This is a genomic window from Enterobacter sp. UPMP2061 (assembly GCF_053709615.1).
On sequence record NZ_JBSKJP010000014.1, the window covers coordinates 88,520 to 99,410 of the forward strand.

Below are 10,891 nucleotides of genomic sequence, written 5' to 3' on the forward strand. Positions count from 1 at the left end.
CACAATGAAACGTTTCCTGTTAATGGCGCTTGCCCTGACGATGCTGGTGGCCGGATGTAGCACCGAGGTGACAGAGTATCGTCAGCAGCAGCCACGGCTTGATATTTTTACTTACTTCCAGGGGAAAACCGAGGCGTGGGGGATGGTGCAGGATCGCAGCGGTAAGCAGATCCGTCGTTTTCACGTCGAGATCGCCGGGGATGTTATCGGCGATACGCTGACCCTGAATGAACATTTTGTCTACGATGACGGCGAGAAGCAGCAGCGCGTCTGGCATATCCGCCGCGTAGGGCAGAATCGCTATGAAGGCACGGCGGGTGACATAGAAGGTGTCGCGACAGGCCAGGCGGCGGGCAATGCCCTTAACTGGCGCTACAGCATGAACGTGAAGGCGGACGGTAAAACCTGGCTGCTGCACTTTGATGACTGGATGTATTTGCAGGACAGCACCCGTCTGTTTAATAAAACCGAGATGAAGAAATTTGGCGTCACCGTCGCCACGGTGACGCTGTTCTTTACCCGCAAAGAGGGCGGTTAATCCTCTTCGGGCTGAGGTTTACTGCTTGAGTAGATGAAGAAGAGCGCAATACTCAGGCAGACGACGGCCCCGAAACGGCTCACTGAAAACGGAATGGCTTCATTGTTCAGCCAGCCAAAGTTATCAATCAGCATGCTCATGGCCAGCTGGCCCAGGATAACCGCTACCGTGGCAACGGCGGTCCCGATGCGCTGCACTGCGAGCACCATAATCACGATATAGGGCACGCCGCACAGGGCCCCCAGGAGCTGCCATTTGGGTACATCCATCAGGCTGACCGCCTGTTTCGGCTCAAAAAAGAAGATCAGCAGGGCGGTCACCAGCGCGCCGACGGAAAACGTCAGAAACGCGCTTTTAAATACCCCCACGCTGCTGCCTAATTGCCCGTTAATGGCAGCCTGAATGCTCAGCGTTGCGCCGCCAATCACCGCCAGAATAATCATAATCACTGTCATAACGTTACCCCTGCGCCACGAGAATGAGCGCGGCGATGATAAATCCCAGCGCAATAATGCGTTTTGTATCGATCCTGCGGTGCGGCGTACCCAGCAGGCCATAGTGGTCAATAATCAGGCTTTTAAAAACCTGGCCTGCCAGAATGCCGATCATCGTCATGGCAATGCCGATCGCAGGCGTGGCAATGGTGAGAATGATGACGTAAACCGGGCCGAGCACGCCGCCCAACAGGTGCCATGAAGGCTGCGCAAAAAATGAGGGACTGTTGCGCGGGCTGAAAAACAGCATCAGCAGAAACGTCAGCCCCGTTCCCACGCTGAATATGCTGAACGCCGCCCACAGGTCGCCCACCTCTGCGCCCAGCGGCCCCAGCAGCCCGGCTTCCACGGACAGCCCCATGCCACCAGCAATCACCAGTAAAATTAAAATAATGTGCATAACGCTTTTTCTCCTTTTTCCAGGCGGAGAAGATTACGTCTGAACATCATTGAGAAAAATGCCATAATGCAGGAAACACCTTTGCAGGAAATGCATTAATGATGGATGCCGGACATATCAGCATTCGCGCGCTGCTGATCTTCATCGACGTTTATGAAACGCAGAATTTTTCCGTGGTGGCGAGGCGGGAAGGGATTTCTGCGTCGCAGGTCTCACGCGTGATCCACCAGCTTGAGGACGCCCTCGGGCAACAGCTTTTCTACCGCAACACGCGGGCGATTATGCCCACAGAGAGCGGGCATCTTTTTGTGCGCTATGCCCGTGCGATGGCCGGGAATATGGAGGACGCGCGACGCGAGCTGGATGAACGCGCCCGCGAGCCGTCGGGCACGCTGCGTATCAATGGCCCGGTCTTTTTCGGACAAAGGCACATCGCGCCGGGCCTGCCGGGGCTTCTGGCGCGTTACCCTCGTCTCTCCATTGAACTGACCCTCACCGACGATTTTATCGATCCGCACCGTGATGCCGCGGACGTTATCTTCCGCATCGGCGCGCTGACGGACTCCTCGTTTCACGCCCGGGTGTTCGGGCAGCAGTTCTATCATCTGGCGGCCTCGCCGGACTATCTGCAAAAACATGGCGCGCCCGAGGGGCCGGACGATCTCAGCCGTCACCACTGTCTGGTTTACCGCGGCTCGTCCGGGCCTAACCGCTGGCTGATCCGGCGGCCGGGCGAGGCGTGGGTTCACTATCCCATTGTACCGCTGATGACTTCCAATAACGCGGAAACGCTCCTGATTGCGGCGCTGGGCGGCATGGGCGTTGTGCTTTTCCCGGACTGGATGGTGAGCGAACGGCTCAAAAGCGGTGAGCTGGTGGCACTGCTGCCGGAAATGGAGTGTTCAATTAATACGGAGCCACTGACGATTGCGGCGATTTACCCGAACGCGCGTCATCCGCCCCTGAACGTCAGGGCGGTGATTGATTACTATATTGAGCGATTCGGTACGCCACTGTACTGGCAAACCTGAAGGTTAGCGGGCAAGCTCGCGACGGATAATGTCAGCCCCGGCGCTTAACGCCTTCAGCTTACCGTTGGCGACCTGGCGGGAAAGGGGGGCCATACCGCAGTTGGTGGACGGATAGAGCTTGTCTGCATCAACAAACTGCAACGCCTTGCGCAGCGTATCGGCCACCTCTTCCGGCGTTTCGATGGTCTGGGTGGCGACGTCAATTGCCCCGACCATCACTTTTTTACCGCGGATAAGCTCCAGCAGATCCATCGGCACGCGCGAGTTGTGGCACTCCAGCGAGATGATATCGATCTTCGAGGTCTGTAACTTTGGAAATGCCTCTTCATACTGGCGCCACTCGGAGCCGAGCGTCTTTTTCCAGTCCGTATTGGCTTTGATGCCGTACCCGTAACAGATATGTACCGCGGTTTCGCATTTCAGCCCTTCAATGGCGCGCTCCAGTGCGGCGATACCCCAGTCATTCACCTCGTCGAAAAAGACGTTAAAGGCAGGTTCGTCGAACTGAATAATGTCGACGCCGGCCGCTTCCAGCTCGCGGGCCTCCTGATTGAGAATTTTAGCGAACTCCCAGGCCAGCTTTTCGCGGCTTTTATAGTGGGCATCGTATAGCGTGTCGATCATGGTCATCGGGCCGGGCAGCGCCCACTTGATCGGCTTGTCAGTCAGCTGGCGCAGGTATTTCGCGTCGTCAACAAACACCGGCTTCTGGCGCGCCACCGCGTCTACCACGGTCGGCACGCTCGCATCGTAACGGTTACGGATGCGTACCGTCTGACGGTTCTCAAAATCCACGCCGCTGAGATGTTCAATAAAGGTGGTGACAAAATGCTGGCGGGTTTGTTCCCCGTCGCTGACGATATCAATCCCGGCGCGAATCTGTTCATCCAGAGACAAACGCAGCGCATCCTGTTTCCCTGCCAGTAATTCCTCGTCCTGGAGTTTCCATGGCGACCAGAGCGTTTCCGGCTGCGCAAGCCAGGTGGGTTTCGGCAGGCTGCCAGCCGTTGATGTCGGGAGCAATGTTTTCATAAAAGAACCTTTTATCCGTATTAAATTAAAGCGTGAAGTGTTGAGACCACTGCTCAAGAAGGGTTTTATAGGGTTTGATAAACCGCTCTTCGGTATATTTACCCTGTTCAATGGCCAGCCGGCTGCGCTCTTCACGGTCATAGACGATTTTGGTTAATGAGTGATCCTGCTGATTCAGGTCGGGCTGATAGCACTGTCCCGCAGCGGAATTGGCATTGTAAATTTCTGGTCGATAGATCTTCTGGAACGTCTCCATGGTGCTGATGGTGCCGATCAGTTCCAGATTGGTGTAATCACGCAGTAAATCGCCGGTGAAGAAGAAGGCAAATGGCGCGACGCTGTTTTCCGGCATGAAATAGCGAACCTTCAGGCCCATCTTCGCGAAGTACTGTTCCGTTAGCGACTCGCCGTCCGGCTGGTACTCATAGCCCAGCACCGGGTGGTGGTTACCGGTACGACGATAGGTGTCTTTGCTGGAGACGCTCAGGCAGATCACCGGCGCTTTTTTAAAGTTCGCCTGATATTCCGCAGAATGAACGAAGCTTTTAAAGATATTGCCGTGCAGCTCGCCAAAATTCTCGGGGAGAGAGAAACGGGCCCGGTCTTTATTATGCTCCAGCAGCAGGACGCTGAAATCATAGTCACGAACATACGATGAGAAGTTATTTCCGACGATGCCTTCGATGCGCTCGTGGGTTTTTTTATCCACGATCGTCGTTTGCAGAATTTCGATGGCTGGGAAAGTAAAATCGCCGCCGATATTCATATCGACAGAAATAATCTCCAGCTCGACGGCATAGCGGTCAGCTTTCGGGTTATCCCAGCTCGCCAGCGCGTTAAAGCGGTTGTTGATCATCACCAGCGTATTGCGCAGGTTCTCCTGACGCTTCTCGCCACGCGCCAGGTTGGCGAAGTTGGTGGTGGTACGCGTGTTTTCTGACGGGTTATAATTTTCATCAAAGCAACTGCGCTTAAGGGTAAATGTGAAAGCCTGACTCATTTGGTTATGCATCCTAAGTTCATGTTGCCGGAACGTTATCAATGCATAATTTATGCCTGAGCCACTGGCGCAGGGGAAGTGACTTAATTTCACTGCAACATGAGGGTTCTTCATGAACTGCGCGATTCAGGTATAATCCCCCGACATTTCCAACCGGTTTAAACGAACATGACAAAACTCACCCTACAAGAGCAGATGCTGAAAGCGGGCTTAGTCAGCAGTAAAAAGATGGCGAAGGTCCAGCGCACGGCGAAAAAATCCCGCGTCCAGGCTCGCGAGGCGAGAGAGGCTGTTGAAGAGAACAAGAAAGCCCAGCTGGAGCGTGATAAGCAGCTGAGCGAACAGCAAAAACAGGCGGTGCTGGCAAAAGAGTTCAGGGCGCAGGTGAAGCAGCTGATTGAGATGAACCGCATCACCGTGGCGAAGGGCAACATTACCTTTAACTTTACCGACGGCAACCTTATCAAAAAAATCGAGGTCGATAAGCAGACGCAAACCCAGCTGATCAATGGCCGTCTGGCGATTGCCCGACTGGTGATTAACGCGAATGGCGACTGTGATTACGCGATTATCCCGGCGGTAGTGGCGGATAAAATTGCCCAGCGCGATGCGGACAGCATTGTGCTAAACAGCGCCCTGAGTCAGGAAGAGCAGGACGAAGACGATCCGTACGCAGACTTCAAAATCCCTGACGATTTAATGTGGTAATCCCCGCTCAGAACGGCGCGGCGTGACGGGCGTTTATCGTCTCGCCGCTCAGCGGATGAATAAAATTCAGAGCGCTTGCATGCAGCATCAGCCGGGGCGTTTCTTCCGCCCCCGGCCATTCCAGACCACCATACAAATCGCACCCCAGAATAGGGTGGCCTAACTGCTGGCAGTGAATGCGCAGCTGGTGGGTGCGCCCGGTCTCCGGGGTAAGCTCAACCCGCGTCAGCGGCATTATCTTATCCTGGTAAATACGTTCCACCACCCGATAGCGCGAGCGAGCGGGCTTACCGGTGCGGGCACAGATCGTCATCAGCGGAAACAGCGCCGGATCTTTGGCAATCGGCGCATCCACGGTCCCTTCGTCCTGTTCCACATGTCCGCACAGCAGGGCGGTGTAAACCTTGTTCACGGCGCGCTGACTGAACTGGTGGCAAAGCGCGGCGTTGATCGCTTTGTTACGCGCAATGACCATCAGACCCGAAGTGCCAAAATCAAGACGATGCACCAGCGTGCAGCCGGGAAAGGTTTGAACAAGACGGTGGTGGACGGAATCGAGGTTTTGCGGATTTTTCCCCGACAGGCTGAGCAGACCGGAAGGTTTATTGATCAGCAGCAGATGCTCGTCCTGCCAGAGGATCTCAATGTCGTCGTGACAGGGTGGTGCAATAAACGTATCGATAATGACAGACATCAGGCCGCCGGGCTGGAGAGTGGGTGCGGATGATAACGAAATACGGGGGAAAAGAAAAACCCTCCCACCGGGCGGTGAGAGGGGGAAAACTTAGGCAGCGACCAGGCTGTCGATAGCGGCTTTCGCGTCGGTCTGCGCTTTGGTGGCCACTTCCGGGCCGTAAGCGATACCTTCAGCGAACACGAAGTTCACGTCGGTAATGCCGATGAAGCCCAGGAACAGCGTCAGGTACGGTGCGACCAGGTCGGTAGGGGTATCTTTGTGAATACCGCCGCGGCTGGTCAGTACAACCGCACGCTTGCCTTTCACCAGACCTTCCGGGCCGTTCTCGGTGTAACGGAAGGTTACGCCAGCGCGCGCCACCAGGTCGAAGTAGTTCTTCAGCTGGGTAGGAATGTTGAAGTTGTACATTGGGGCGTTGATCACGATAACGTCGTGCGCCTGCAACTCAGCAATCAGCTCGTCGGAGAGCGCCAGGGCTTCCTGCTGACGCGGGGTAAGAGGCGCATCGCTCGGACGCAGCGCGCCAACCAGCTCGCCGTCCAGCACAGGAATTGGGTTTGCCGCCAGGTCACGCACGGTGATTTCATCCGCGCTGTGCTGTTCACGCCACTGTTCAACGAAATAGTCAGACAGCTGACCAGACTGTGAATACCCTGCCAGAATACTGGATTTCAACACTAATACTTTGCTCATGGGAAATTCCTGTTTTGTATTTGATTGAGGGGGTTGCCCCGTTGCTTGTTGACACTTTATTCACAATCCTGCCACAGGGATAGCGCAATATATCGAAGCCTATGTTCGAATTTTTTGAATAAGGCGCGAAAAGCGCTGATGTGGTACTCTATACCAATCATTAAAAAGAGATTTTATCCGGCAGTGCACTGCCCGTTAACGCTATGACAGAACACCAAAAATTGACCTTCCCGATGCTGATGCAAAAGCTTGATTCGCTGATGCTGCGCGATAAACAGCGGTTTGCGCGCCGTCTGCACGGCGTTAAGAAGGTTAAAAATCCTGATGCACAACAGGCCATTTACCAGGAGATGGCCAACGAGATTGAACAGGCGGCAGGGAAAGTTGTGCTGCGTGAAGCCGCACGTCCGGAGATTACCTATCCGGAAAATCTGCCCGTCAGCCAGAAGAAACAGGACATTCTTGAGGCCGTACGCGACCACCAGGTGGTGATCGTCGCGGGGGAAACCGGTTCAGGTAAAACCACTCAGCTGCCGAAAATCTGCATGGAGCTGGGCCGCGGGGTGAAAGGGCTGATCGGTCACACCCAGCCGCGTCGTCTGGCGGCGCGCACCGTGGCGAACCGTATTGCGGAAGAGCTGCAAACGGAGCCGGGCGGCTGCATCGGCTACAAGGTGCGATTCAGCGACCACGTCAGCGATAACACCATGGTTAAGCTGATGACCGACGGTATCCTGCTGGCGGAAATCCAGCAGGATCGTCTGCTGATGCAGTACGACACCATCATCATCGATGAAGCGCACGAGCGCAGCCTGAACATCGACTTCCTGCTCGGCTACCTCAAAGAGCTGCTGCCCCGGCGTCCGGATCTGAAAATCATCATCACCTCCGCGACCATCGACCCGGAGCGCTTCTCAAAACATTTCAACAATGCGCCGATTATCGAGGTGTCAGGACGTACGTATCCGGTGGAAGTGCGCTATCGCCCGATTGTGGAAGAGGCGGACGATACCGAGCGCGACCAGCTTCAGGCCATCTTTGATGCCGTCGACGAGCTGGGCAACGAGAGTTCTGGCGACATTCTGATCTTCATGAGCGGCGAGCGCGAGATCCGCGATACCGCCGATGCGCTCAGCAAGCGCGATCTGCGCCATACTGAGATCCTGCCGCTGTACGCGCGCCTGTCGAACAGCGAGCAGAACCGCGTGTTCCAGCCGCACAGCGGGCGCCGCATCGTGCTGGCGACCAACGTGGCCGAAACTTCGCTGACCGTACCGGGCATTAAATACGTGATCGACCCGGGTACGGCGCGCATCAGCCGCTACAGCTACCGCACCAAAGTTCAGCGCCTGCCGATTGAGCCGGTTTCGCAGGCGTCGGCTAATCAGCGTAAGGGCCGCTGCGGCCGCGTGTCGGAAGGGATCTGTATTCGTCTCTATTCGGAAGACGATTTCCTGTCGCGCCCGGAGTTTACCGATCCGGAGATCCTGCGGACCAACCTGGCATCCGTTATCCTGCAAATGACCGCGCTGGGGCTGGGCGATATCGCCGCCTTCCCGTTTGTGGAAGCGCCGGATAAGCGCAATATTCAGGACGGGGTGCGGTTGCTGGAAGAGCTGGGGGCCATCACCACCGACGAACAGGCGACGGCCTACAAGCTAACGCCATTGGGCCGCCAGCTTAGCCAGTTGCCGGTCGACCCGCGTCTGGCGCGCATGGTGCTGGAGGCGCAAAAACACGGCTGCGTGCGCGAGGCGATGATCATCACCTCGGCGCTCTCCATTCAGGATCCGCGCGAGCGTCCGATGGACAAGCAGCAGGCGTCGGATGAAAAACACCGTCGCTTCCACGATAAAGAGTCCGATTTCCTCGCCTTTGTGAACCTGTGGAACTACCTTGGCGAGCAGCAAAAAGCGCTCTCCTCGAACCAGTTCCGCCGTCAGTGCCGGGTGGATTTCCTCAATTATCTGCGCGTACGCGAGTGGCAGGATATCTACACCCAGCTGCGCCAGGTGGTGAAAGAGCTGGGTATCCCGGTGAACAGTGAACCGGCGGAGTACCGCGAAATCCATATCGCCCTGTTGACTGGTTTGCTGTCTCATATCGGGATGAAGGATGCGGATAAACAGGAATATACCGGCGCACGCAACGCGCGTTTCTCCATCTTCCCGGGCTCCGGTTTGTTTAAGAAGCCGCCGAAGTGGACCATGGTCGCCGAGCTGGTGGAAACCAGCCGTCTGTGGGGGCGTATCGCCGCGCGTATCGATCCGGAGTGGGTTGAACCAGTGGCGCAGCACCTGCTGAAACGCTCATACAGCGAGCCGCACTGGGAGCGCGGGCAGGGCGCGGTGATGGCGACGGAAAAAGTCACCGTCTACGGCCTGCCGGTGGTGGCCGCGCGTAAGGTTAACTACAGCCAGATCGATCCGGCGTTGAGTCGCGAGCTGTTTATCCGCCACGCGCTGGTGGAAGGCGACTGGCAGACGCGTCATGCCTTCTTCCGCGAAAACCTGAAGCTGCGCGCCGAGGTGGAAGAGCTTGAGCACAAGTCCCGCCGTCGCGACATTCTGGTGGACGACGAGACGCTGTTTGAGTTTTACGATCAGCGCATCAGCCACGATGTGATCTCGGCGCGCCATTTCGACAGCTGGTGGAAGAAAGCCAGCAAAGAGGCCCCGGACCTGCTCAACTTTGAAAAGAGCATGCTGATCAAAGAGGGCGCGGAGTCGGTCAGCAAGCTCGATTATCCGAACTTCTGGCATCAGGGCAACCTCAAGCTGCGTCTGACCTATCAGTTTGAGCCGGGCGCGGATGCCGATGGTGTGACGGTGCACATTCCGCTGCCGCTGTTAAACCAGGTGGAAGAGAGCGGGTTTGAGTGGCAGATCCCCGGCCTGCGCCGCGAGCTGGTCATTGCGTTAATCAAATCCCTGCCTAAACCGGTGCGGCGTAACTTTGTGCCGGCGCCGAACTACGCCGAAGCGTTTTTAGGCCGCGTCACGCCGCTGGAGCTGCCGCTGCTGGACGCCCTGGAGCGTGAGTTCCGCCGCATGACCGGGACCACCATCGACCGCGACGACTGGAACTGGGATCAGGTGCCCGATCACCTGAAAATCACATTCCGCGTGGTGGACGATAAAAACAAAAAGCTGCTCGAAGGCCGTTCTCTGACGGAGCTGAAAGAGGCGCTGAAAGGTAAAGTCCAGGAGACGCTCTCTGCGGTGGCCGATGACGGCATTGAGCAGAGCGGGCTGCACATCTGGAGCTTTGGTCAGCTCCCGGAAAGCTACGAGCAGAAGCGCGGGAACTACAGGGTGAAAGCCTGGCCCGCGCTGGTGGATGAGCGCGACAGCGTGGCGATTAAGCTCTTTGACAATCCGCAGGAGCAACAGCAGATGATGTGGCGCGGGCTGCGTCGACTGCTTCTGCTCAATATCCCGTCGCCGATTAAGTATCTGCACGAGAAGCTGCCGAACAAAGCCAAGCTGGGGCTCTACTTTAACCCGTACGGTAAGGTGCTGGACCTGATCGACGACTGCATCTCCTGCGGTGTGGATAAGCTGATCCACGAGGCCGGCGGTCCGGTCTGGACGGAAGAGGGCTTTGCTCAGCTTCATGAAAAGGTGCGCGCGGAGCTGAACGACACCGTGGTCGAGATTGCCAAACAGGTCGAGCAGATCCTTACCGCCGTGTTCAATATCAACAAGCGCCTGAAGGGGCGGGTGGATATGACCATGGCCCTGGGGCTGTCGGACGTTAAGGCGCAGATGGCGGGGCTGGTGTATCGCGGCTTTGTCACCGGCAATGGCTTTAAGCGTCTGGGCGATACGCTGCGTTATTTGCAGGCGATAGAGAAGCGTCTGGAGAAAATGGCGGTCGATCCGCATCGCGATCGTGCGCAGATGCTGAAAGTCGAAAACGTGCAGCAGGCGTGGCAGCAGTGGCTCAACAAACTGCCGCCGGCGCGTCGCGATGACGACGACGTGCGGGAGATCCGCTGGATGATCGAGGAGCTGCGCGTCAGCTTCTTCGCTCAGCAGCTGGGAACGCCGTATCCCATTTCGGATAAGCGTATCTTGCAGGCGATGGAGCAGATTTCCGGCTAAAACCGTTGCCCGGTGGCGCTGCGCTTACCGGGCCTACGAGAGAATATGTAGAACATGTAGGCCGGGTAAGGCGTAGCCGCCACCCGGCTTTTTATCGTTTCTCCGGGTATAATCCTTGCCCGGTGGCGCTGCGCTTACCGGGCCTACAGGAGAATATGTAGAGCATGTAGGCCGGGTAAGGCGTAGCCGCCA

General features: G+C 56.7%; 10 protein-coding genes. 4 read left to right on the top strand and 6 right to left on the bottom strand.

Annotation, left to right across the window (positions count from 1 at the left end):
• Positions 1 to 4 precede the first annotated feature (4 nt).
• Positions 5 to 538, top strand: a complete 534-nt coding sequence (locus tag ACWKXX_RS19995) for a DUF3833 domain-containing protein (RefSeq protein WP_032653483.1) — start codon at positions 5 to 7, stop codon at positions 536 to 538.
• On the opposite strand, the gene ACWKXX_RS20000 is transcribed toward ACWKXX_RS19995, so the two are convergent.
• Complete coding sequence (locus tag ACWKXX_RS20000) at positions 535 to 993, bottom strand: DMT family transporter (RefSeq protein WP_003857305.1); 459 nt, start codon at positions 991 to 993, stop codon at positions 535 to 537. The two genes, ACWKXX_RS19995 and ACWKXX_RS20000, sit on opposite strands and share 4 nt — an antisense overlap.
• A 4-nt stretch (positions 994 to 997) precedes the next feature.
• Positions 998 to 1,432, bottom strand: a complete 435-nt coding sequence (locus ACWKXX_RS20005; protein ID WP_003857304.1) for a DMT family transporter — start codon at positions 1,430 to 1,432, stop codon at positions 998 to 1,000.
• Positions 1,433 to 1,530: 98 nt separating this feature from the next.
• Between ACWKXX_RS20005 and ACWKXX_RS20010 the strand changes: the two genes are divergently transcribed.
• Positions 1,531 to 2,463 (top strand): LysR family transcriptional regulator, encoded by a 933-nt coding sequence (locus tag ACWKXX_RS20010; protein ID WP_015570582.1) that lies wholly within the window; start codon positions 1,531 to 1,533, stop codon positions 2,461 to 2,463.
• A gap of 3 nt (positions 2,464 to 2,466) precedes the next feature.
• Here the strand turns inward: ACWKXX_RS20010 and ACWKXX_RS20015 are convergent, their stop codons facing one another.
• Together ACWKXX_RS20015 and ACWKXX_RS20020 are read right to left on the bottom strand one after the other, a co-directional pair.
• The gene (locus ACWKXX_RS20015; protein ID WP_003857302.1) at positions 2,467 to 3,495 is read right to left on the bottom strand and encodes a methionine synthase; all 1,029 of its coding nucleotides are present in this window, start codon (positions 3,493 to 3,495) and stop codon (positions 2,467 to 2,469) included.
• 25 nt (positions 3,496 to 3,520) lie between these two features.
• Positions 3,521 to 4,495: a DUF1852 domain-containing protein gene (locus tag ACWKXX_RS20020; RefSeq protein ID WP_023296571.1), complete on the bottom strand. Its 975-nt coding sequence runs from the start codon at positions 4,493 to 4,495 to the stop codon at positions 3,521 to 3,523.
• 168 nt (positions 4,496 to 4,663) lie between these two features.
• Between ACWKXX_RS20020 and ACWKXX_RS20025 the strand changes: the two genes are divergently transcribed.
• A complete protein-coding gene (locus ACWKXX_RS20025; RefSeq protein ID WP_017384500.1) occupies positions 4,664 to 5,203 on the top strand; it encodes a DUF2058 domain-containing protein in 540 nt (179 codons plus the stop codon).
• Positions 5,204 to 5,210: 7 nt separating this feature from the next.
• Here ACWKXX_RS20025 and ACWKXX_RS20030 read toward each other — a convergent pair whose 3' ends face one another.
• Both ACWKXX_RS20030 and azoR read right to left on the bottom strand, forming a co-directional pair.
• Positions 5,211 to 5,897, bottom strand: a complete 687-nt coding sequence (locus ACWKXX_RS20030) for an RluA family pseudouridine synthase (RefSeq protein WP_045349185.1) — start codon at positions 5,895 to 5,897, stop codon at positions 5,211 to 5,213.
• Positions 5,898 to 5,987: 90 nt separating this feature from the next.
• Positions 5,988 to 6,593: an FMN-dependent NADH-azoreductase gene (azoR, locus tag ACWKXX_RS20035; protein WP_015570577.1), complete on the bottom strand. Its 606-nt coding sequence runs from the start codon at positions 6,591 to 6,593 to the stop codon at positions 5,988 to 5,990.
• 203 nt (positions 6,594 to 6,796) lie between these two features.
• Between azoR and hrpA the strand changes: the two genes are divergently transcribed.
• On the top strand, positions 6,797 to 10,699 hold the full coding sequence (gene hrpA, locus ACWKXX_RS20040) for an ATP-dependent RNA helicase HrpA (protein ID WP_047056711.1): 3,903 nt from the start codon (positions 6,797 to 6,799) through the stop codon (positions 10,697 to 10,699).
• Positions 10,700 to 10,891 lie beyond the last annotated feature (192 nt).